This window comes from Citrobacter sp. Cc139 (genome assembly GCF_030334645.1).
Classification (GTDB): domain Bacteria; phylum Pseudomonadota; class Gammaproteobacteria; order Enterobacterales; family Enterobacteriaceae; genus Citrobacter; species Citrobacter werkmanii.
On the sequence record NZ_JAOWDM010000076.1, the window covers coordinates 233362 to 256925 of the forward strand.

Genomic DNA, 23564 nt, shown 5'->3' on the forward strand with positions numbered 1-23564 from the left:
AACTTATAATTTTTGACTCCGCACCGCGGGGCGTTTGAGATTTTATTATGCTAATCAAATTATTAACAAAAGTATTCGGTAGCCGTAACGAACGTACGCTGCGTCGTATGCGTAAAGTGGTCAATGTCATCAACGCCATGGAACCGGAGATGGAAAAACTCTCCGATGATGAGCTGAAAGCAAAGACCGCGGAATTCCGCGCCCGTTTGGAAAAAGGCGCCAGCGTTGAGAGCCTGATCCCGGAAGCGTTCGCGGTGGTTCGCGAAGCGAGTAAGCGTGTGTTCGGCATGCGCCACTTCGACGTTCAGCTGCTGGGCGGTATGGTGCTTAACGATCGCTGCATCGCGGAAATGCGTACCGGTGAAGGTAAAACCCTGACCGCAACGCTGCCGGCGTACCTGAACGCGTTAAGCGGGAAAGGCGTACACGTGGTTACCGTGAACGACTATCTGGCCCAGCGTGACGCCGAAAATAACCGCCCGCTGTTTGAATTCCTCGGCATGACTGTCGGTATCAACATGTCTGGCCTGCCAGCGCCAGCTAAGCGTGAAGCTTATAATGCCGATATTACCTACGGTACCAACAACGAATACGGCTTTGACTACCTGCGTGACAACATGGCGTTTAGCCCGGAAGAGCGTGTTCAGCGTAAACTGCACTATGCGTTGGTCGATGAAGTCGACTCCATTTTGATCGATGAAGCGCGTACGCCGCTGATCATTTCCGGTCCGGCTGAAGACAGCTCGGAAATGTATAAAAAAGTGAACAAAATCATCCCGCATCTGATCCGTCAGGAGAAGGAAGATTCCGACACTTTCCAGGGTGAAGGCCACTTCTCCGTTGATGAGAAAGCGCGCCAGGTTAACCTGACCGAACGTGGTCTGGTGCTGATTGAAGAACTGCTGGTGAACGAAGGCATTATGGATGAGGGCGAGTCGCTGTACTCTCCGGGCAACATTATGCTGATGCACCACGTGACTGCCGCACTGCGCGCGCACGTGCTGTTTACCCGTGACGTCGACTACATCGTGAAAGATGGCGAAGTTATCATCGTCGACGAACACACTGGTCGTACGATGCAGGGGCGTCGCTGGTCCGATGGCCTGCACCAGGCTGTTGAAGCGAAAGAAGGCGTGGAGATCCAGAACGAAAACCAGACGCTGGCATCCATTACCTTCCAGAACTACTTCCGTTTGTACGAAAAACTGGCCGGTATGACCGGTACTGCAGACACTGAAGCGTTTGAATTCAGCTCCATCTACAAACTGGATACCGTGGTCGTTCCGACCAACCGTCCGATGATCCGTAAGGATTTACCGGATCTGGTGTACATGACCGAAGCGGAAAAAATTCAGGCGATTATTGAAGATATTAAAGAGCGTACCGCAAATGGCCAGCCGGTGCTGGTGGGTACTATCTCCATTGAAAAATCGGAAGTGGTCTCTAACGAGCTGACCAAAGCAGGCATTAAGCACAACGTGCTGAACGCCAAGTTCCACGCCAGCGAAGCGGATATCGTCGCCCAGGCGGGTTATCCGTCAGCCGTCACTATTGCGACAAACATGGCGGGTCGTGGTACCGATATCGTGCTGGGTGGTAGCTGGCAGGCGGAAGTTGCCGAGCTGCAAGACCCAACTCCGGAACAGATCGCCCAGATCAAAGCTGATTGGCAGGTTCGTCATGACGCGGTGTTAGCGGCCGGCGGTTTACATATTATCGGCACTGAGCGTCATGAATCTCGTCGTATCGATAACCAGCTGCGTGGTCGTTCCGGTCGTCAGGGTGATGCGGGTTCGTCTCGTTTCTACCTGTCGATGGAAGATGCGCTGATGCGTATTTTTGCCTCTGACCGCGTGTCCGGCATGATGCGTAAACTGGGTATGAAGCCGGGTGAAGCGATTGAACACCCATGGGTGACGAAAGCGATTGCAAACGCGCAGCGTAAAGTGGAAAGCCGCAACTTCGACATTCGTAAGCAACTGCTGGAATATGATGACGTTGCTAACGATCAGCGCCGCGCAATCTACACCCAGCGTAACGAACTGCTGGATGTCTCTGACGTTAGCGAAACCATTAACAGCATCCGCGAAGACGTCTTCAAAGCGACGATTGATGCCTATATTCCGCCGCAGTCTCTGGAAGAGATGTGGGATATTCCGGGTCTGCAGGAGCGCCTGAAAAACGACTTTGATCTGGATATGCCGATTTCAGAGTGGCTGGATAAAGAACCTGAGCTGCACGAAGAAACGCTGCGCGAACGTATTCTGGCAAACGCGGTAGAAGTTTATCAGCGTAAAGAAGACGTTGTGGGCGCAGAGATGATGCGTCACTTCGAAAAAGGCGTGATGCTGCAAACGCTCGACTCGCTGTGGAAAGAGCACCTGGCGGCGATGGATTACCTGCGTCAGGGTATTCACCTGCGTGGTTACGCGCAAAAAGATCCGAAGCAGGAATACAAGCGTGAATCCTTCTCTATGTTTGCATCAATGCTGGAATCACTGAAGTATGAAGTGATCAGCACCCTGAGCAAAGTTCAGGTACGTATGCCTGAAGAAGTCGAAGCGATGGAGCAGCAGCGTCGTGAAGAGGCTGAGCGTTTAGCGCAGATGCAGCAGTTGAGCCATAAAGGCGACGATGCCGCCGCGGCAGAAGAGATGGCAGCACAAACCGGCGAGCGTAAAGTGGGTCGTAACGATCCGTGCCCTTGCGGTTCCGGCAAAAAATACAAACAGTGTCATGGCCGTCTGAGCTAAGAAAATAACTTATTGAAAAGGCGCAGACTTCTGCGCCTTTTTTATGGACGATGAAAATGAAAAAATTGCAGATCGCCGTCGGGATTATTCGTAACCAGCACAATGAAATTTTTATCACCCAGCGTGCGGCGGATGCCCATATGGCAAATAAGCTGGAATTCCCCGGCGGGAAAATTGAAGCGGGTGAAACGCCAGAGCAGGCGCTGATTCGCGAACTACAGGAAGAAGTTGGGATCACACCGACTCAGAATTCACTGTTCGAAAAGCTGGAGTATCAGTTTCCGGACCGGCACATTACGCTGTGGTTCTGGCTGGTGGAAAGCTGGGAGGGCGAACCGTGGGGAAAAGAGGGGCAACCGGCGCAGTGGATTGCGCAAGATGCTCTGAATGTGGAGGACTTCCCGCCCGCGAATGCCCCGGTAATTGAAAAGCTGATTGCGGGCTAAGGGTGTTCGTAGGCCTGATAAGCGCAGCGCCATCAGGCAAAACAACATACAACGCCGGATGCGGCGTTGCTTTATCCCGTTTTAGCAGAATTATTTCTGCTCTTCACTCCAGTCGTCGCTTTCCGACAGATCGCCAGAGCTTGGGATACGTTTCTCTTCTGCGGCCCACTCACCCAGATCGATTAACTGGCAGCGTTTGCTGCAGAATGGGCGAAACGGACTGACTTCAGCCCACACCACGGGTTTACCGCAGGTTGGGCAGTTGACGATGGTTTGTTCAGACATGTTGACTCCTTAACAGCACGCCAGATCAAAATCGAGACGCTCAGGCACCTGGCCATTCTCGCTATCCAGCGGCATAAAACGAATGGCAAAACGGCTCTTATGACCAGAAATTTGCGGATAAAGCTGCGAATCCAGCGGCAGCTGCAAGCGCAGCAAATCGGCATCTTCGCCGTTGTCCTGGTAAAAACCATTCAGGCTGGTTTGTTTACGAAACGGCGCCGAGTTACGAATTAAATCCAGCACCAGCGACAACGCCTGGTTGAGTGGATTCAGGCTGGCAAGCCAGGTTTCAACCTGCGCGTCGCGTTGCGGCTGTGGTAAATGTAACCAGATATGCAGGGTGGGGAGATCGAAACTGCAGCATCCGCCAGGAATGCTTAAACGCTGACGCACGAGGCCAATCAGACGATCTTCACGCAGCGTTTGTCCAATGCGTGGGGCCGAAATCAGAATGCTGCCCGCGCTTTTTAACTGTTGGCGCAATGCGTCGATTCTGCTTTGATCGACGCCGGGAACTTCAACCCAGGCCTGGAGTTTACGCTGTTGTCGTTCAAGTTCTTTCAGGAGTTCGGTGCGAACTTCACCGCGTTCAAAGACATCCAGTAAATCGCCGATATTACGGAAAAAATGCAGTGCGCCTGCATGGTCTGCAATAGGTAAATTAACGGAGAGCTGTTGGATCAAAAACTCTATGCGCAGCCATGTACGCATCTTCTCATTGAGAGGGTGTTCAAAAAGGACCTGGGTGTGCATTACGGTTTTTCCTGTGAGACAAACTGCAACGCGCATTGCAAATAGAGCGCGTGCAGGCGGGCGACATCCGAGGCGATGGCTTCCGGTGCGCCATTATTATCAATAACATCGTCTGCCACGGCCAGACGCGCTTCACGCGTAGCCTGGGCAGCAAGAATTTGTTCAACATGCTCGCGCGTCACATCATCACGCTGCATTGTTCGTCTGAGCTGGGTCTCGGGGGGGACATCCACCACCAGCACGCGGTTGGCTTTTTTATACAGCGAATTCTCTACCAGCAACGGGACAACCCATAACAGATAGGGCGAGGTCGCTTGATCAAACTGACGCTGTGTTTCCTGCTGAATAAGCGGATGGAGCAGTGCATTTAGCCAGCTTTTTTCCTCAGGATTGGAAAAAATACGTTCGCGTAAAATGCGTCGCTGTAGCGACCCGTCCGCGGCTATCACGTCGGAACCAAAATGTTCTTCAATCGCCATGAGGGCAGGCGTACCTGGTTCAACCACCTGACGCGCAATGATATCTGCATCAATCACGTTTATTCCGAGGTCAGCGAACGCATTTGCAACGGTGCTTTTACCACTGCCAATGCCGCCGGTTAAGGCTACTGTATACCTCATAGATGCAGATCCTGGAGTTTAAGTTTGATTATCAAACAGTTAAAAGTTAAGCGCGCGAAGGCGAGGCTGCTGCAGGATTAACCTACTATTCGCCAGGTAAATTTATGGGATTGTAGCGTAAAAAAAGAGAATTTCGCAGTCTTGCGCGGCATTGATTAGTGCGTATGATAGCGTCACTGGAGTTGTGAGTTTCGATTTTTCGCCATTAACCCCAGGAATCCGCACATGCGTATCGAAGAAGATCTGAAGTTAGGTTTCAAAGACGTTCTTATCCGCCCTAAGCGTTCTACTCTCAAAAGCCGTTCCGATGTTGAGCTGGAACGTCAATTTACCTTTAAGCATTCAGGTCAGACCTGGTCCGGCGTACCGATTATCGCTGCGAACATGGACACTGTCGGGACATTTGCCATGGCAAAGGCGCTGGCATCCTTCGACATCCTGACCGCTGTGCACAAACACTATTCTGTTGAAGACTGGTCTGCCTTTATCGCGGATAGCTCTGCCGATATCCTCAAGCATGTGATGGTTTCCACCGGCACGTCTGACGCAGATTTCGAAAAAACCAAACAGATTCTGGCGCTCAACCCGGCGCTGAACTTTATCTGCATTGATGTGGCAAATGGCTACTCTGAGCATTTTGTTCAGTTTGTGTCAAAAGCGCGTGAAGCATGGCCGACGAAAACGATCTGTGCGGGCAATGTGGTTACCGGCGAAATGTGTGAAGAGCTGATACTTTCCGGTGCGGACATTGTCAAAGTCGGTATTGGGCCTGGTTCTGTATGTACCACGCGTGTAAAAACCGGCGTTGGCTATCCGCAGCTCTCTGCAGTGATTGAATGTGCCGATGCAGCCCACGGTCTGGGCGGTATGATTGTCAGCGACGGCGGCTGCACAATGCCGGGCGACGTGGCAAAAGCATTCGGCGGCGGTGCGGACTTCGTTATGCTCGGCGGCATGCTGGCCGGTCATGAAGAAAGTGGCGGCAAAATTGTTGAAGAGAACGGTGAGAAATTCATGCTGTTCTACGGTATGAGCTCTGAATCTGCCATGACACGTCACGTAGGTGGTGTTGCACAGTACCGCGCTGCAGAAGGTAAAACCGTTAAGCTGCCGCTGCGTGGTCCGGTTGATAATACCGCTCGCGATATCCTCGGTGGCCTGCGTTCAGCTTGTACTTATGTAGGCGCCTCCCGTCTGAAAGAGCTAACCAAACGTACAACGTTTATTCGTGTACAGGAACAAGAAAACCGCGTTTTCAATAGCCTGTAACATGATGAAGCTGGCGTGTGGTAATGCGCCAGCTTCATCCTACGCCGCTCATTGCATCTCCCAAATGGAAAATCGGTAAATACATCGCGACAACCAGCGTACCGATGATCAAACCCGTAATGACCAGTAACGCGGGCTCAAGTAGCGCAGCCAGATTTTCCGCCTGAGACAGCGTTTTCTCCCCGTGATGGTGGGCGAGATTACGCAGCATTGCATCCAGCGAGCCGGATGCTTCCCCCGTTCTTACCAGCTGTATACATAATGGACTGAATTCGCCGCAATTTTTCAGCGCCAACCAGACAGGTTTCCCGGCGCTGATATCGTGATGAACCTGCGCTAAACGTTGAGACCAGAAAGGGCTGGCAAGCGTTTCACTAACGCTCTCAAGACCCTGTAAAAAGGGAATGCCAGCGTTTTGTGTTAACGCCAGAACGGTAAAGATCTGCGTGAGTTTTTGCCCTCTGACCATTGCTCCTGTAACAGGGAGCCCAAGCAACCATTTCTGACTCAGAATGCGCCAATACGGTTTCTGTTTGATCACGTGATATATCATAACCGAGAGCATCGTGAATGCTACCGCCAGCCACCCCCATTGGCTGCTGTAGTGGTCGATGGCAATCATCCCCCGAGTGAGCGCTGGTAGTGGGGTGTTAAACGTTTGGTAGATGGCGGCAAACTCAGGGAGCACAAACTGCAGCATCGCAAATACCACTATTACCGCCATCGTGATGATGATTATCGGATAGCGCAGGGCTTTTTTAACTTTATCAGCGAGTTGCTGCTGGTTTTTTTGCTGTCTGGCGAGTTCAAAACAGCAGTCATCCAACTTACCTGTAAGCTCTCCGGTACGAATCATCGCCTGATAAAGTGGCGGAAAAACGTGTTGCCATGTTGCGAGTGAGGTGGAGAGGGAAATGCCCTGCTCCATATCGTGAGCCAGCGTGCGCAGGAGCGCCTGCCACTGGCTGCTGGGATGCTGTTCAGCCAGCAGGGTTAGCGCTGCCGAGAGTGTTAGCCCTGCTTTCAGTAAGGTTGCCAACTGATGTATGGTTTCGGCGCTTCTTTCACGGCTCCAGTGAGAGTTTTTGACACGGATACGTTTAATACGTAACGGCGTGATATGCCGCTGCTCCAGCGCTTGTATCAGCGAGAGTCGGGTATCAGCCCATAATACTCCTTCCGACGGCTCACCTTCGTTGTTAATGCCTTGCCAGCGCCAAAGCTGTTTAGCTGACATGCGGCATGCCCAGTACGCGAATAAGTTCTTCATATGTCGTTAAGCCTTGTTCGACAGCCTGACAGCCATTCTCGAAAAGCGTACGCCCTGATAGCTGAGCATCTGACTCGACTCCGTCTGCGGATGTGCCACTGGCGATGCTCTGGCGTAATGCAGGTGTCACCGGGAGCACTTCAAACAATGCGGTACGACCATAAAAGCCGTGATAACAATGTTCGCAACCAGGCGCATGCCAACGTGGCAGTGGCATGGGCCAGATTGCTTGGGGGAGCGTAATGGATGTCTCCAGGCGTTGTCGGCAATGGGGGCATAGCTTTCTGACCAGGCGCTGGGCAATGACGAGCGTCAGCGCGGAGGCGATCATCCAGCGCGCAACCCCCATTTGCTGCAGGCGTACCAGCGTTTCACTGGTGGAATTAGTATGCAGTGTTGACAGAACCAGATGACCGGTTTGTGCCGCCTTAAGCGCTATTTCAGCCGTTTCGCCATCGCGGATTTCGCCGACCATAATGATGTCGGGATCCTGGCGCAGCAGAGCGCGCAATACGCCCTGAAAAGTAAGACCTGCGCGTGGATGAATTTGTGTCTGGTTAAGGCCTGCGATGGGGATCTCTACCGGATCCTCTACGCTACAAAGATTCACCTCTGATGTATTTCGGGTTTGTAGCGCGCTGTACAGGGTGACCGTTTTACCACTCCCGGTAGGCCCGGTAACCAGAATCAGCCCTTGAGGCTGCTGCAACGCTTGCGAAAATGCTGCCAGCTGCGCGTCCTGCATGCCCAGCGCGGTGATATCCAGTGTCTGATCGACCTGATGAAGTAGCCGTAGTACAACCTTTTCACCCCAACGACAGGGCAGGGTGGAGATACGAAACGAGATGGGTTGTCCTGAAATCTCAATGGTAAATTGTCCGTCTTGTGGCAGCCGGTGCTCGGCAATATCCAGGCTGCCTAATACTTTTAATCTTGCGGTGATAGCGATGCCCATCTCAGTTGTGACTTCCGGCAAAACGTGTAATACGCCATCCACGCGTAATCTGATCTGATAGCGATGTTCCGCTGGTTCAAAGTGAATATCAGAAGCCCGTTGCGCCAGGGCGGATTGAAACGTCTGATTCAGCAACCCAGCTGCGGTGGCGCTGCTTTCAGACACTACGACCGGTAACATTTTCTGTGGCGTATGCGTGTGGCCTTCCATTTGCTGGCGAGTCCAGCAAACAATGTCGATACGTCGGGTGGTGGCAAAATGCAGGGCGTCCAGCAGCTCATGGGACGGTGCATCCACCACGGCGATGTGCACTACTTCATTGTCTGCATCGAGTAATATTCCCTGATAACGTTGGCATAGCGCCGTGAGTTGCGTGGTATTCATCTCTTTTCCTTAGTACGTGTCGAAGCGGAAAACGTCTTCGCAAGCCTGTTGTAGTGCGCTGTCATTTGGAATGGCGCAGTTACGGTTCCAGCCGGTAATACCGTTGGCATTGTCCCAACCCGGCGTCATCGTGATACTTAGCCCATTCAGGCTTTCCCGGCCTGTGAGGCTGACAACGCCTTTTTCAACCCTCATGCCTGAGACATAACGGGTGGTTGTGGGGGAGGGAATGCCATTGGTCCCGGCATCGCAAGTCTCTGTTCCACCATGCTCCAGCGCACAGAGCTCGACCGCAGTGCGATAGGGGACAAAGGTTTGTAGCATGTCTGTCAGGGCGGCTTTGCGTAGATAGTTTTGATAAGCCGGAATGCCGATGGCGCTAAGAATGGCAATGATGCCAATGACCACCATCAGTTCGATAAGCGTGAAGCCTCGTTGTTTATCCATTGTTGATTCGCTCCTGAGTTAGCTGGCGCTACTTTGGCAAATCGAACGGATCTTAGGCGAGAGACAAAAAACAGAACGGGAAAGCGGGTTCAGAGGATTTTTACGAAATTACAGGATCAGACAACGTATTTGCGAAGGGGCTCGAAGAAACTGCCTGATGACGGCGTAAATGCCTTATCCGGCTGGGGGAGGCCCGATAAGCGAAGCGCCATCGGGCCTTGCAATGAGCAATTAACGAAAACGCATGGAGAGATCGAGCGCGCGGACGTGCTTGGTCAGTGCGCCAACGGAGATAAAGTCCACACCGGTTTCGGCAAATTCGCGCAGCGTTTCATGGGTGACGTTACCCGAGACTTCCAGACGCGCCTGGCCGTTGGTGCGTTTTACCGCTTCGCGCATTTGCTCAGTTTCGAAGTTATCGAGCATGATGATGTCCGCCCCGGCTTTCAGTGCGTCGTCCAGTTCTTCCAGGCTTTCAACTTCAACTTCAACAGGCACATCCGGATGCAACCAGAAGGCTTTTTCAACGGCCTTACGTACCGAACCAGAAGCAATAATGTGGTTTTCTTTAATCAGGAAGGCGTCAGAAAGCCCCAGGCGATGATTCGCGCCGCCGCCGCATAACACGGCATATTTCAGAGCGGTACGCAGTCCTGGCAGCGTTTTACGTGTATCCAGTAGTTGGGTTTTTGTCCCCGCCAGCAGATCGACGTATTTACGCACCTCGCTCGCCACGCCCGAAAGCGTCTGTACAAAATTAAGCGCGGTACGTTCGCCGGTCAGCAGTACGCGGGAGGGGCCGTCCAGCTCAAACAGCGGTTGATTAGCCTTAATGCTGTCGCCATCTTCGACATGCCAGATGATGTTGACATCATCGCCAGCCAATTGAATAAAGACCTCTTCCACCCAACGTTTCCCGCAAAAAACGCCATTTTCTCGGGTAATCACGGTGGCGTGGGAACGCATATCTTCGGGTAAAAGCTGTGCGGTGATATCGTTATTGGCATCAACTTCTCCGCCTAAATCTTCGCGCAGTGCCTGAGCTACAGCGGCAGGGATATCCAGATTTATGCGTTCCAACAGCGCGTCACGTCGGTAGTCAGGGTTATAGCGGCGAGGCGGCATGATAAAACTCCAAATTGCTAACGAATCATAAGGTAGAAACATGCTACCCTGAACCTGGTATGAGCACCACCAATAAGGAGATTCTGCATGTTGTTAGACGAGGGCTGGCTGGCAGAGGCGCGACGCGTTCCCTCTCCTCATTACGATTGCCGCCCGGATGACGAAACCCCTTCTCTGCTGGTGGTGCATAATATCAGTCTGCCGCCCGGCGAGTTTGGCGGCCCGTGGATAGACGCGTTATTTACCGGCACGATTGATCCCAAGGCCCATCCTTTTTTTGCTGAGATCGCCCATTTGCGCGTCTCGGCCCATTGTTTGATCCGCCGAGATGGTGAGATTGTGCAGTACGTCCCTTTTGATAAACGCGCCTGGCATGCGGGCGTGTCAAATTATCAGGGGCGTGAGCGCTGTAATGATTTTTCAATTGGTATTGAGCTGGAAGGAACGGATACGCTGGCCTATACCGATGCACAGTATAAGCAACTGGCCGCCGTGACGAATGCGCTGATTACGCGTTATCCGGCCATTGCCAACAATATGACTGGACACTGTAATATTGCCCCCGAACGTAAGACCGATCCCGGGCCGTCTTTTGACTGGGCAAAATTTCGCGCCCTGGTCACCCCCTCGTCGCACAAGGAGATGACATGACGTTGTTTACAACATTACTGGTGTTGATTGTTGAACGCCTGTTTAAGCTGGGTGAGCACTGGCAGCTTGATCATCGGGTGGAAGCTTTTTTCCGCCGAATTAAGCACTTCTCGATGATGCGTACGGTGGGCATGACCCTGATTGCAATGGGGCTGACATTCCTGCTGCTGCGCGCGGTTCATGGGCTGCTGTTTAACGTTCCGTTGCTGGTGGCATGGATCTTAATTGGCTTGCTGTGCATCGGCGCAGGGAAGGCGCGTCTCCACTATCATGCCTATTTGCAGGCGGCCGCTCGCGATGACGCACATGCTCGTGAGGCGATGGCCAGCGAGCTGACGCTTATACATGGGGTTCCGCCGGATTGCGATGAGCGAGAGTTCTTGCGCGAGCTGCAAAACGCGTTGTTATGGAACAACTTCCGCTTTTATCTGGCGCCGTTATTCTGGTTGATTGTCGGTGGTCCGTGGGGACCGGTGACGCTGGTTGGTTATGCCTTTTTACGCGCCTGGCAGTCCTGGCTGGCGCGCTATCAGACGCCGCATCAGCGTCTGCAATCGGGTATTGATGCGATCCTGCATGTGCTGGACTGGATCCCGGTTCGTTTGGCTGGCGTAGTCTATGCGTTGCTGGGACACGGCGAGAAAGCGTTGCCCGCCTGGTTTGCCTCACTGGCGGATCTGCATACTTCGCAATATCAGGTGTTAACGCGTCTGGCGCAGTTCTCTCTGGCGCGTGAACCGCATACTGATAAAGTCGAAACGCCAAAAGCGGCTGTTTCAATGGCGAAGAAGACCTCTTTTGTGGTGGTGGTGATTATCGCGTTGCTCACCATTTATGGCACATTAGTGTAGCGTTGTGCCGGATGGCGCTAATGCTTATCCGGCCTGGAATGGAAAACGTGTAGGCCCGGTAAGCATTAGCGCCACCGGGCAGTGCAACGGCTTAGATCGTATCAGCAGGCGGGATGCCAAAATCGGGCATCCCGTTTTCGTCCCAGCGCACCAGTTTCAGACGCGTATGGCGGTTTGGATCGTACAACGGATCGCCTTCAATCTCGGTGTAATTTCTCGCGTGGTACACCAGTACATCTTCACCATCCGGCGTTTGCGTAAAACTGTTGTGTCCCGGTCCATACTGGCGATTTTCATAGCTGGTGGTAAAGACCGGGCGCGGTGATTTATGCCAGTTCTGCGGGGTGAGCGGATCGTCGTTGAGGCCAATCCACAGTAACCCCATACAGTAATTCTCATCGGTGGCGCTGGCCGAATAGCTGATAAACAGCTTGTCGCCATGCACCATGACTGCCGGACCCTCGTTGACCCAGAAACCCCGGCATTCCCAGTCATACTCAGGATGGCTGAGCATGACCGGCTCGCCTTTAATCGTCCATGGGTTTTCCAGCTCTGCGAGATAAATATTGGAATTTCCGGCGATATCTGGCGATTTCTGTGCCCACAAATACCACTGTTTCCCCTGATGATTAAAGGTGGTGGCGTCCAGGGCGAAGGTATCAAACTGCGTTTTAATCTGGCCTTTCTCTGTCCACTTGCCGGTCAGCGGATCGGCGTCTGCGCACTCCAGGGCAAACATGCGGTGCTGGAACATCCCGAGCTTATCAAGCGCCTGAGTATGGGTAGCGGCAAAATAGATGTACCACTTGCCCGCCAGATGATGAAGTTCCGGCGCCCAGATGAGTTGGCTCATAGGACCACTTTCCGGCTTACGCCAGACGACAACGGGAGTGGCGGAGCGCAATCCCTCCAGAGAGTCGGCCCGACGAATCTCCAGTCGGTCATATTCTGGCACTGACGCAATGAAATAGTAGTGGCTACCGTCGCGTAAGATAAACGGATCGGCGCGTTGTTCGATAAAGGGATTTGGCCACTGTTTCATTAGGCTTTCCTTACGGGTTCAGTCGTTTTTATATCGTGGTATTCATTGAGTTCACGGTAGTTGGTACGGCGTTTTTCCAGATCGGTCTGGATTTGCTGCATAAACTCGCGGTCTACTTTTAGCAGGCGAACCACGCCTGCGGTAATCAGATAACCTACGCCAGGTATGATGGTGAACAGCAGCATAATACCGTTAATGGCGGAGTCGCTTTGCGCTTTCGCCCCTGCGTCGTAGCCGTACCAGGAGAGCAGGAAGCCTACCATCGCCCCGGCAATTGCCAGGCCCAGCTTGAGGAAAAACAGGTTACCGGAGAAACTGATCCCGGTGATGCGCTTACCGGTTTTCCACTCGCCGTAGTCATCGACATCCGCCATCAACGACCAGTGCAGCGGGGAAGGGATCTGATGCAGGACGTTGAGCAGGAAGTAGAGCACCATAATCATCATGGTGGCTTTCGGGTCGAAGAAATAAAATGCAGCGGAGAAAATCGCCAGGATGATGTTGGTCCAGAAGAACACCTTCAGTTTGCACCAGCGATCGGTTAATACCTTCGCCAGCATGCTGCCGATCATCATGCCGACGACGCCGAGGCTGATAAACAACGTGGCGAACTGCGTGCTTTGTTGCATAACCCACGTAACGTAGTACATGGTGGCGGCCATGCGAATAAAGCCCGGGCAGACGTTGCACAGGGTTAACAGCAGGATTTTTACCCACTGGTCGTTCTTCCACACGTCTTTCAGGTCGGCTTTTAAATCGTCGTTAGTCTGCACGGCGGGGCGAACGCGTTCACGGACTGATGCAAAGCAAAACAGGAACATACACATGCCGATGAAGGCGAGTACCGCCATCGCCATCTGATACCCTTTAGCTTTGTCTTCCCCGCCAAACCAGTCGGCCATTGGCAGCAGGGTAAGGGAGAGCAGTAGGGTTGCGATTCCTACCAATACAAAGCGATATGACTGGCAGGCGACGCGTTCCTTGGGATCGTTGGTGATAACGCTGCCGAGCGAGCAGTAGGGAATGTTGATCGCCGTATAGGTAATAGAGAGCAGGAAGTAGGTGACGAAGGCATAGATAACCTTGCTGTTATACGTCCACTCAGGGGTGGTAAACATAAGCACGCTGAATAATGCGTAAGGGAAAGCCATCCACAAAAGCCATGGACGAAATCGACCATATTTACTGCGTGTGCGGTCGGCCATCGCGCCCATTATAGGGTCGGTAACGGCATCGATAACGCGTACTGAGAGCAGTAATACGCCGACCAGGGCAGGTGCAAGACCAAAAATATCTGTGTAAAAATAGTTAACAAACAACATGATGGCGCCAAAGATGATGTTGCATCCGGCGTCGCCCATTCCATAGCCGATCTTTTCTTTCACCGTGAGCTTACTGGTTTCCATCAACTGCACTCCATTAATGAGATATGGAGAGAATTATTGTCTGGTACCGGTGTTTTTACGTTGCAGGATAACGCCGCTGATATGGACGAAACAGTCGTGAATGGGAAAGTGTGAGGCAGGTAACAACCCCCACCCGGTCCAGGTGGGGGAGGGAAGTTTAATGCGCTTTAACCGCGCGGGCCGTTTTCTGCTTGCACAGATAGCCGATGCCAAGAATACCAATCCATACCGGGATTAAGTACACCGAGATCGCCATGCCCGGCGTCATCAGCATAATCACCAGCACTGCGGCCATGAACAGCAGGCATACCCAGTTACCCAGCGGGTAGAACAGCGCCGGGAAGCGAGTGGTTACGCCCTGCTGCTGTTTGGCTTTGCGGAACTTCATGTGCGCCAGGCTGATCATCGCCCAGTTGATCACCAGGGCGGAAACCACCAATGCCATCAGTAGGCCAAAGGCGGATTCCGGCGCCAGATAGTTGATCAGCACGCACAGAGCCGTTACCAGCGCGGAGACCAGAATAGTGTTCACCGGTACGCCGCGTTTGTCGACGTTCATCAGCGCTTTCGGCGCATTACCCTGCTGCGCCAGACCGAACAGCATACGACTGTTGCAGTATACGCAGCTGTTATAGACAGAAAGGGCGGCGGTCAACACCACGATGTTCAGCGCATTGGCAACAAAGGTGTCGCCCAGCTCGTGGAAAATAAGGACAAACGGGCTGGTATCAGCGGTGACGCGCGTCCACGGCATCAGGGAAAGCAGAACCGCCAGCGAACCGACATAGAAAATCAGGATACGGTAGATAACCTGGTTAGTCGCTTTGGGAATGCTTTGCTCCGGGTTATCGGCTTCTGCCGCGGTGATGCCGACCAGTTCCAGCCCACCAAAGGAGAACATGATAATCGCCATCATCATCACCAGACCGGTGAAGCCGTGCGGTAGGAATCCCCCCTGGCTCCACAAGTTGCTGACGGTGGCCTGTGGGCCGCCGTTGCCGCTAAACAGCAGCCAGCCGCCGAACAGGATCATGGCGACTACGGCGATGACTTTAATAATGGCAAACCAGAACTCCATCTCGCCAAACACCTTCACGTTGGTCAGGTTGATGGCGTTGATCAGAACGAAGAAGGCCGCCGCAGAAACCCAGGTTGGGATCTCCGGATACCAGAACTGAATGTATTTACCTACGGCAGTTAGCTCTGCCATGGCAACCAAAACGTACAGTACCCAATAGTTCCAGCCGGAAGAGAAACCCGCGAAACCGCCCCAGTATTTATAGGCAAAGTGGCTAAAGGAGCCTGCAACCGGCTCTTCAACGACCATTTCACCGAGCTGGCGCATGATCAAAAAGGCGATAAAGCCGGCAATAGCGTAACCCAGGATAATCCCCGGTCCTGCAGACTGGATAACGGATGCGCTACCGAGGAATAACCCGGTACCAATCGCGCCACCCAGCGCGATTAGCTGTATATGGCGGTTTTTAAGGCCGCGCTTGAGCTGATCGCCATGCGGTTGACTTTCCATCATTAAACCTCGTGTGTGGTTTTACTCTTCATAATTTCGAGTACTTATTTTTTGAACTACACAGCAATGCGTGTGTAAGTTTGCAATTCCGTTTGTTGTATTAATTTGTTTACAGATGCCAATAAAGAAATGTTGCCTTAATACTTTTGTCTTGATCAGAATAATGGTATGCGGGCGCGAATGCACCTGCTTTATGCGAGGGTGTTGACGAGTTGAATAAAAAGAAACCATTTGTAAATGCGAGTTTAACTACCACAAAATTTCCATTATGAATTTTTATTCATAAATTTTGCTTATAAACTCGATGATTAAGTGGGTGAATCGGTTCAGATAATATATTTTTTCGTTTAAATTAGGTTAAAACTACCCCGTGGTGGGTAAATTTAACATTTGTGCATAGTTACATGTTTGAAACGTTATTTCTGTAATGTTGTTAAAATGTGCCTCCTTTACTGATTTCAATCAAAACCTGTATGGACAGAAGGTGAATACTTTGTTACTTTAGCGTCAAGAACATGAAATTGGTAAGACCAATTGACTCCGGGCAAATGGCTTAAGACAGGAAATCATGGCCTACAGCAAAATCCGCCAACCAAAACTCTCCGATGTGATTGAGCAGCAGCTGGAGTTTTTAATTCTTGAGGGGACACTTCGCCCCGGAGAAAAACTCCCACCGGAACGCGAGCTGGCAAAACAGTTCGACGTCTCCCGCCCCTCCTTACGCGAGGCGATCCAACGCCTTGAAGCGAAGGGGTTACTGCTTCGTCGTCAGGGCGGCGGCACTTTTGTACAGAGCAGCCTGTGGCAAAGCTTTAGCGACCCACTGGTAGAGCTGCTCTCTGACCATCCTGAATCCCAGTTTGACCTGCTTGAGACGCGCCATGCGTTGGAAGGTATTGCAGCCTATTACGCTGCACTGCGCAGCACGGATGAAGACAAAACGCGTATCCGTGAACTCCACCATGCGATCGAGCTTGCGCAACAGTCCGGCGATCTGGACGGCGAATCCGATGCGGTACTCCAGTATCAAATTGCTGTCACCGAAGCCGCACACAATGTGGTGCTGCTCCATCTGCTAAGGTGTATGGAGCCGATGCTGGCCCAGAACGTTCGGCAAAACTTCGAATTGCTGTATGCGCGTCGCGAGATGCTGCCGCTGGTAAGCAGTCATCGTACCCGTATCTTTGAAGCAATCATCGCCGGGAAGCCTGAAGAGGCGCGTGAAGCGTCTCACCGTCACCTGGCGTTTATCGAAGAGATTTTACTGGACAGAAGCCGTGAGGAAAGCCGTCGAGAACGCGCCTTACGCCGTCTGGAGCAACGAAAGAATTAGTGATTTTTCTGGCAGAACGTTAACCAGAAGATGTTGTAAATCAAGCGCGAACTAAAAGCGCGGCAACTAAACGCAGAACCTGTCTTATTACGCTCTCTGGCGAGAACGTAATGGGACAGGTTCCAGATAACTCAACGTATTAGATAGATAAGGAATACCCCCATGTCAGAACGTTTCCCAAATGACGTGGATCCGATCGAAACTCGCGACTGGCTACAGGCGATCGAATCGGTCATCCGTGAAGAAGGTGTTGAGCGTGCTCAGTATCTGATCGACCAACTGCTTTCAGAAGCGCGCAAAGGCGGCGTGAAAGTAGCGGCAGGTGCAGGGGCCAGCAATTATGTCAACACTATTGCCGTTGAAGATGAGCCGGAATACCCGGGTAATCTGGATCTGGAACGTCGTATCCGTTCTGCTATCCGCTGGAACGCCATCATGACCGTACTTCGCGCGTCTAAAAAGGACCTTGAGCTGGGTGGCCACATGGCATCCTTCCAGTCCTCCGCAACGGTATATGATGTTTGCTTCAACCACTTCTTCCGTGCACGCAACGAGCAGGATGGCGGCGACCTGGTATACTTCCAGGGTCACATCTCTCCGGGTATCTACGCACGCGCATTCCTGGAAGGTCGTCTGACCGAAGAGCAGATGAACAACTTCCGCCAGGAAGTTCACGGCAAAGGCCTGTCTTCCTACCCGCACCCGAAACTGATGCCGGAATTCTGGCAGTTCCCGACCGTCTCTATGGGTCTGGGTCCAATCGGTGCTATCTACCAGGCTAAATTCCTGAAATATCTGGAACACCGTGGCCTGAAAGATACCTCTAAACAAACCGTTTACGCCTTCCTCGGCGACGGCGAGATGGATGAGCCAGAATCTAAAGGTGCGATCACTATCGCGACCCGTGAAAAACTGGACAACCTGGTCTTTGTTATCAACTGTAACCTGCAGCGTCTTGACGGCCCGGTCACCGGTAACGGCAAGATTGTTAACGAACTGGAAGGCATCTTTGCAGGTGCTGGCTGGAACGTTATCAAAGTCATGTGGGGCGGTCGTTGGGATGAGCTGCTGCGTAAAGACACCAGCGGTAAACTGATCCAACTGATGAACGAAACCGTTGACGGCGACTACCAGACCTTCAAATCCAAAGATGGCGCATACGTACGTGAGCACTTCTTCGGTAAATACCCGGAAACCGCAGCTCTGGTTGCTGACTGGACCGATGAGCAGATTTGGGCTCTGAACCGTGGTGGTCACGATCCGAAGAAAGTCTACGCTGCACTGAAAAAAGCGCAGGAAACCAAAGGCAAAGCAACTGTAATCCTCGCCCATACCATTAAAGGTTACGGCATGGGTGACACCGCCGAAGGTAAAAACATCGCTCACCAGGTTAAGAAAATGAACATGGACGGCGTGCGTTATATCCGCGACCGTTTCAACGTTCCAGTGACCGATGAGCAGGTTGAAAACCTGTCTTACATCACCTTCCCGGAAGGTTCTGAAGAGCACACTTATCTGCACGCCCAGCGTCAGAAACTGCACGGCTACCTGCCTGCTCGTCAGCCGAACTTCACCGAGAAGCTGGAACTGCCGGCGCTGGAAGACTTCGGTGCGCTGCTGGAAGAGCAGAACAAAGAAATCTCCACCACTATCGCGTTCGTTCGTGCACTGAACGTGATGCTGAAGAACAAGTCGATCAAAGATCGTCTGGTTCCGATCATCGCTGACGAAGCGCGTACTTTCGGTATGGAAGGTCTGTTCCGTCAGATCGGTATCTACAGCCCGAACGGCCAGCAGTACACCCCGCAGGACCGTGAGCAGGTTGCTTACTATAAAGAAGACGAGAAAGGTCAGATCCTGCAGGAAGGTATCAACGAACTGGGTGCCGGCGCATCCTGGCTGGCTGCTGCGACTTCTTACAGCACCAACGATCTGCCGATGATTCCGTTCTACATCTACTACTCCATGTTCGGGTTCCAGCGTATCGGCGACCTGTGCTGGCAGGCAGGCGACCAGCAGGCTCGCGGCTTCCTGATTGGTGGTACTTCCGGTCGTACTACGCTGAACGGCGAAGGTCTGCAGCACGAAGATGGTCACAGCCATATTCAGTCTCTGACTATCCCGAACTGTATCTCTTACGATCCGTCTTACGCGTACGAAGTTGCGGTCATCATGCACGATGGTCTGGAGCGTATGTACGGTGAGAAACAAGAGAACGTTTACTACTACATCACCACCCTGAACGAAAACTACCACATGCCGGCAATGCCAGCAGGTGCCGAGGAAGGTATCCGTAAAGGTATCTACAAACTCGAAACCCTCGAAGGTAAGAAAGGTAAAGTTCAGCTGCTGGGCTCCGGTTCTATCCTGCGTCACGTGCGTGAAGCTGCTCAGATCCTGGCGAACGACTACGGTGTGGGTTCTGACGTGTACAGCGTAACCTCCTTCACTGAACTGGCGCGTGATGGCCAGGATTGTGAGCGCTGGAACATGCTGCACCCGATGGAAACGCCGCGCGTTCCGTACATCGCTCAGGTAATGAACGACGCACCGGCAGTAGCATCTACTGACTATATGAAACTGTTTGCCGAACAGGTTCGTACTTATGTACCGGCTGATGATTACCGCGTACTGGGTACTGACGGCTTCGGTCGCTCTGACAGCCGTGAAAACCTGCGTCACCACTTCGAAGTTGATGCTTCCTACGTGGTTGTAGCGGCCCTGGGCGAACTGGCTAAACGTGGCGAAATCGATAAGAAAGTGGTTGCTGACGCAATCACCAAATTCAACATCGATGCAGATAAAGTTAACCCGCGTCTGGCGTAAGAGGTAAAAGAATAATGGCTATCGAAATCAATGTACCGGACATCGGGGCTGATGAAGTTGAAATCACCGAGATCCTGGTCAAAGTGGGCGACAAAGTTGAAGCTGAACAGTCGCTGATCACCGTAGAAGGCGACAAAGCCTCTATGGAAGTTCCGTCTCCTCAGGCTGGTATCGTTAAAGAGATCAAAGTCTCTGTTGGCGATAAAACTGAGACCGGCAAACTGATCATGATTTTCGATTCCGCCGACGGTGCAGCAGCTGCTGCACCTGCTCCGGCAGAAGAGAAAAAAGAAGCGGCTCCGGCAGCAGCACCTGCTGCGGCAGCGGCGAAAGAAGTACACGTACCGGACATCGGCGGCGACGAAGTCGAAGTGACCGAAGTGATGGTTAAAGTGGGCGACACCGTTGCGGCTGAGCAGTCTCTGATCACCGTTGAAGGCGACAAAGCCTCTATGGAAGTTCCGGCGCCGTTCGCAGGCACCGTGAAAGAGATCAAAATCAGCACTGGCGACAAAGTGTCTACCGGCTCCCTGATTATGATCTTTGAAGTAGCAGGCGAAGCTGGTGCGGCTGCCCCGGCGAAAGCTGAAGCGGCTCCAGCAGCAGCTCCGGCTCCGGCAGCCTCTGGCTCGAAAGAAGTGAACGTGCCGGACATCGGTGGTGATGAAGTTGAAGTCACTGAAGTGATGGTTAAAGTGGGCGATAAAATTGCCGCTGAACAATCACTGATCACCGTTGAAGGCGACAAAGCGTCAATGGAAGTTCCGGCGCCGTTCGCGGGCACCGTGAAAGAAATCAAAATCAGCACCGGCGACAAAGTGAAAACCGGTTCTCTGATTATGGTCTTCGAAGTTGAAGGCGCAGCGCCTGCGGCCGCTCCGGCTAAACAAGAAGCGGCGGCTCCGGCTCCTGCGGCGAAAGCTGAGAAGCCAGCAGCTCCAGCTGCAAAAGCGGAAGGTAAATCTGACTTCGCTGAAAACGACGCTTACGTCCACGCGACTCCACTGATTCGCCGCCTGGCGCGCGAGTTTGGTGTGAACCTGGCGAAAGTGAAAGGTACCGGTCGTAAAGGTCGTATCCTGCGTGAAGACGTTCAGGCTTACGTGAAAGACGCGGTTAAACGCGCCGAGTCTGCACCGGCAGCATCTACTGGCGGCGGTATCCCGGGCATGCTGCCTTGGCCGAAAGTGGACTTCAGCAAGTTTGGTGAAATCGAAGAAGTGGAACTGGGCCGTATCCAGAAAATTTCTGGGGCGAACCTGAGCCGTAACTGGGTGATGATCCCGCACGTTACGCACTTTGATAAGACCGATATCACCGATCTGGAAGCGTTCCGTAAACAGCAGAACGCCGAAGCTGAAAAACGTAAACTGGACGTGAAATTCACCCCAGTGGTCTTCATCATGAAAGCCGTTGCCGCCGCTCTGGAACAGATGCCGCGCTTCAACAGCTCTCTGTCCGAAGATGGTCAGCGTCTGACCCTGAAGAAATACATCAACATCGGTGTTGCGGTTGATACGCCGAATGGTCTGGTTGTTCCGGTCTTCAAAGACGTGAACAAGAAGAGCATTACCGAGCTGTCTCGCGAACTGACCACCATCTCCAAGAAAGCGCGTGATGGCAAGCTGACTGCTGGCGAAATGCAGGGCGGTTGCTTCACCATCTCCAGCATCGGTGGCCTGGGTACTACCCACTTCGCGCCGATTGTTAACGCGCCGGAAGTGGCGATCCTCGGTGTCTCCAAGTCCGCAATGGAGCCAGTGTGGAACGGTAAAGAGTTTATGCCGCGTCTGATGATGCCGATTTCGCTCTCCTTTGACCACCGCGTAATCGACGGTGCGGATGGTGCGCGCTTTATCACCATCATCAACAACATGCTGTCTGACATTCGCCGCCTGGTGATGTAAGCGAAAAAGCCGGCCCGACGGCCGGCTTTTTTCTGGTAATCTCATGAAGTCAGTGAGGTTATTGTGCGAAAGACAAATCGGTTGCCGTTTGTTGTTTCAAAATTGTTAACAATTTTGTAAAATACGGGCGGATAGAACGACCCGGTGGACGACGGGTATAAATTAAGAGGTCATGATGAGCACTGAAATCAAAACTCAGGTCGTGGTACTTGGGGCAGGCCCTGCAGGTTACTCTGCTGCCTTCCGTTGCGCAGATTTAGGTCTGGAGACCGTCATCGTAGAACGTTACAGCACCCTCGGCGGTGTTTGTCTGAACGTCGGCTGTATCCCTTCTAAAGCGCTGCTGCACGTAGCTAAAGTTATCGAAGAAGCCAAAGCGTTGGCTGAACACGGTATCGTTTTTGGCGAGCCGAAAACCGATATCGACAAGATTCGTACCTGGAAAGAAAAAGTTATCACTCAACTGACCGGCGGTCTGGCTGGTATGGCTAAAGGCCGTAAAGTGAAAGTGGTTAACGGTCTGGGTAAATTTACCGGGGCGAACACCCTGGAAGTTGAAGGCGAAAACGGCAAAACCGTGATCAACTTCGACAACGCGATCATCGCGGCGGGTTCCCGTCCGATCGAACTGCCGTTCATTCCGCATGAAGATCCGCGCGTGTGGGACTCCACTGACGCGCTGGAACTGAAAACGGTTCCTAAGCGCCTGCTGGTTATGGGCGGCGGTATCATCGGTCTGGAAATGGGTACCGTGTACCATGCGCTGGGTTCAGAGATCGACGTAGTTGAAATGTTCGATCAGGTTATCCCGGCTGCCGATAAAGACGTGGTTAAAGTCTTCACCAAGCGCATCAGCAAGAAATTCAACCTGATGCTGGAAACCAAAGTGACCGCCGTTGAAGCGAAAGAAGACGGTATCTACGTTTCCATGGAAGGTAAAAAAGCGCCTGCTGAAGCACAGCGTTACGATGCCGTGCTGGTGGCTATCGGTCGTGTACCGAACGGCAAAAACCTCGATGCGGGCAAAGCTGGCGTGGAAGTTGACGACCGTGGCTTCATCCGCGTTGACAAACAGCTGCGCACCAACGTGCCGCACATCTTTGCTATCGGTGATATCGTCGGTCAGCCGATGCTGGCGCATAAAGGTGTTCACGAAGGTCACGTTGCCGCTGAAGTTATCGCCGGTAAGAAACACTACTTCGATCCGAAAGTTATCCCATCCATCGCGTACACTGAACCAGAAGTTGCATGGGTTGGCCTGACTGAGAAAGAAGCGAAAGAAAAAGGCATCAGCTACGAAACCGCCACCTTCCCGTGGGCTGCTTCTGGCCGTGCTATCGCTTCTGACTGCGCAGACGGTATGACCAAACTGATTTTCGACAAAGAATCTCACCGTGTGATCGGTGGAGCGATTGTCGGTACCAACGGCGGCGAGCTGCTGGGTGAAATCGGTCTGGCGATCGAAATGGGTTGTGACGCTGAAGACATCGCGCTGACCATCCACGCGCATCCGACGCTGCACGAGTCCGTCGGTCTGGCTGCCGAAGTGTTCGAAGGTAGCATCACCGACCTGCCGAATCCGAAAGCGAAGAAAAAGTAATTTTTCCAAAATGATAAAAAGCGGCTGAATGGCCGCTTTTTTTTATGTGTTTGTTACAAAATGGTGTCAAAATTTGGCAAAAATTAAGGTGAATAGCCGAATTGCCAGAAAAT

The 23564-nt window shown here is 52.6% G+C and carries 19 protein-coding genes; 9 read left to right on the forward strand and 10 right to left on the reverse strand.

The features are described 5' to 3' along the window. Positions 1 to 47: 47 nt before the first annotated feature. Both secA and mutT read left to right on the forward strand, forming a co-directional pair. Positions 48 to 2753, forward strand: coding sequence for a preprotein translocase subunit SecA (gene secA / locus OGV69_RS10705; RefSeq protein ID WP_069324052.1), 2706 nt, complete (start codon positions 48 to 50; stop codon positions 2751 to 2753). Positions 2754 to 2809: 56 nt separating this feature from the next. Then, complete coding sequence (gene mutT, locus OGV69_RS10710; protein ID WP_038642991.1) at positions 2810 to 3199, forward strand: 8-oxo-dGTP diphosphatase MutT; 390 nt, start codon at positions 2810 to 2812, stop codon at positions 3197 to 3199. A gap of 90 nt (positions 3200 to 3289) precedes the next feature. On the opposite strand, the gene yacG is transcribed toward mutT, so the two are convergent. Genes yacG through coaE form a run of 3 tightly spaced genes read right to left on the reverse strand, consistent with a single transcriptional unit; the run spans position 3290 to position 4857 of the window. Beyond that, the gene (gene yacG / locus OGV69_RS10715) at positions 3290 to 3484 is read right to left on the reverse strand and encodes a DNA gyrase inhibitor YacG (RefSeq protein ID WP_003018740.1); all 195 of its coding nucleotides are present in this window, start codon (positions 3482 to 3484) and stop codon (positions 3290 to 3292) included. Between the two features lie 9 nt (positions 3485 to 3493). After that, positions 3494 to 4237 carry a cell division protein ZapD gene (zapD, locus tag OGV69_RS10720; protein WP_038637234.1) on the reverse strand — a complete coding sequence of 248 codons (744 nt, stop codon included), beginning with the start codon at positions 4235 to 4237 and terminating at the stop codon, positions 3494 to 3496. Next, a complete protein-coding gene (gene coaE / locus OGV69_RS10725) occupies positions 4237 to 4857 on the reverse strand; it encodes a dephospho-CoA kinase (protein ID WP_069324051.1) in 621 nt (206 codons plus the stop codon). The genes zapD and coaE overlap by 1 nt, the downstream gene beginning before the upstream one ends. 225 nt (positions 4858 to 5082) lie before the next feature. Between coaE and OGV69_RS10730 the strand changes: the two genes are divergently transcribed. Next, a complete protein-coding gene (locus OGV69_RS10730; RefSeq protein ID WP_038637240.1) occupies positions 5083 to 6126 on the forward strand; it encodes a GMP reductase in 1044 nt (347 codons plus the stop codon). A 34-nt stretch (positions 6127 to 6160) separates the two neighbouring features. Here the strand turns inward: OGV69_RS10730 and hofC are convergent, their stop codons facing one another. The 4 genes from hofC to nadC form a co-directional block, all read right to left on the reverse strand. Further along, positions 6161 to 7363, reverse strand: coding sequence for a protein transport protein HofC (gene hofC / locus OGV69_RS10735; protein ID WP_069324050.1), 1203 nt, complete (start codon positions 7361 to 7363; stop codon positions 6161 to 6163). After that, positions 7353 to 8735, reverse strand: a complete 1383-nt coding sequence (gene gspE, locus OGV69_RS10740; protein ID WP_038637246.1) for a type II secretion system protein GspE — start codon at positions 8733 to 8735, stop codon at positions 7353 to 7355. The genes hofC and gspE overlap by 11 nt, the downstream gene beginning before the upstream one ends. Before the next feature lie 9 nt (positions 8736 to 8744). Then, entirely contained in the window at positions 8745 to 9182 is a 438-nt protein-coding gene (ppdD, locus tag OGV69_RS10745; RefSeq protein ID WP_069324049.1) for a prepilin peptidase-dependent pilin, read from the reverse strand. Positions 9183 to 9413: 231 nt separating this feature from the next. Continuing rightward, positions 9414 to 10307 carry a carboxylating nicotinate-nucleotide diphosphorylase gene (gene nadC / locus OGV69_RS10750; RefSeq protein ID WP_038637251.1) on the reverse strand — a complete coding sequence of 298 codons (894 nt, stop codon included), beginning with the start codon at positions 10305 to 10307 and terminating at the stop codon, positions 9414 to 9416. An 87-nt stretch (positions 10308 to 10394) separates the two neighbouring features. Here nadC and ampD point away from each other — a divergent pair, with 87 nt between their 5' ends. Both ampD and ampE read left to right on the forward strand, forming a co-directional pair. After that, entirely contained in the window at positions 10395 to 10958 is a 564-nt protein-coding gene (ampD, locus tag OGV69_RS10755) for a 1,6-anhydro-N-acetylmuramyl-L-alanine amidase AmpD (RefSeq protein ID WP_038637254.1), read from the forward strand. Beyond that, positions 10955 to 11809, forward strand: coding sequence for a beta-lactamase regulator AmpE (gene ampE / locus OGV69_RS10760; RefSeq protein ID WP_069324048.1), 855 nt, complete (start codon positions 10955 to 10957; stop codon positions 11807 to 11809). The genes ampD and ampE overlap by 4 nt, the downstream gene beginning before the upstream one ends. Before the next feature lie 91 nt (positions 11810 to 11900). On the opposite strand, the gene OGV69_RS10765 is transcribed toward ampE, so the two are convergent. The 3 genes from OGV69_RS10765 to aroP all read right to left on the reverse strand — a co-directional run bounded on the left by OGV69_RS10765 (position 11901) and on the right by aroP (position 15788). Continuing rightward, positions 11901 to 12851 (reverse strand): glycoside hydrolase family 43 protein, encoded by a 951-nt coding sequence (locus tag OGV69_RS10765; protein ID WP_069324047.1) that lies wholly within the window; start codon positions 12849 to 12851, stop codon positions 11901 to 11903. Continuing rightward, the gene (locus tag OGV69_RS10770; protein ID WP_038637261.1) at positions 12851 to 14257 is read right to left on the reverse strand and encodes a glycoside-pentoside-hexuronide (GPH):cation symporter; all 1407 of its coding nucleotides are present in this window, start codon (positions 14255 to 14257) and stop codon (positions 12851 to 12853) included. Before OGV69_RS10770 ends, OGV69_RS10765 begins: the two co-directional genes overlap by 1 nt. 157 nt (positions 14258 to 14414) lie before the next feature. Continuing rightward, positions 14415 to 15788: an aromatic amino acid transporter AroP gene (aroP, locus tag OGV69_RS10775; protein WP_087857667.1), complete on the reverse strand. Its 1374-nt coding sequence runs from the start codon at positions 15786 to 15788 to the stop codon at positions 14415 to 14417. A gap of 565 nt (positions 15789 to 16353) precedes the next feature. On the opposite strand from aroP, the gene pdhR reads away from it, so the two are divergent. The 4 genes from pdhR (at position 16354) to lpdA (ending at position 23451) form a co-directional block, all read left to right on the forward strand. Next, positions 16354 to 17118 (forward strand): pyruvate dehydrogenase complex transcriptional repressor PdhR, encoded by a 765-nt coding sequence (gene pdhR, locus OGV69_RS10780; protein ID WP_003018699.1) that lies wholly within the window; start codon positions 16354 to 16356, stop codon positions 17116 to 17118. 162 nt (positions 17119 to 17280) lie between these two features. Further along, positions 17281 to 19944, forward strand: coding sequence for a pyruvate dehydrogenase (acetyl-transferring), homodimeric type (gene aceE / locus OGV69_RS10785; RefSeq protein WP_038637266.1), 2664 nt, complete (start codon positions 17281 to 17283; stop codon positions 19942 to 19944). 14 nt (positions 19945 to 19958) lie between these two features. Next, the gene (gene aceF / locus OGV69_RS10790) at positions 19959 to 21851 is read left to right on the forward strand and encodes a pyruvate dehydrogenase complex dihydrolipoyllysine-residue acetyltransferase (protein WP_069324046.1); all 1893 of its coding nucleotides are present in this window, start codon (positions 19959 to 19961) and stop codon (positions 21849 to 21851) included. 175 nt (positions 21852 to 22026) lie between these two features. Then, positions 22027 to 23451, forward strand: coding sequence for a dihydrolipoyl dehydrogenase (gene lpdA / locus OGV69_RS10795; protein WP_003018686.1), 1425 nt, complete (start codon positions 22027 to 22029; stop codon positions 23449 to 23451). Positions 23452 to 23564: the final 113 nt, after the last annotated feature.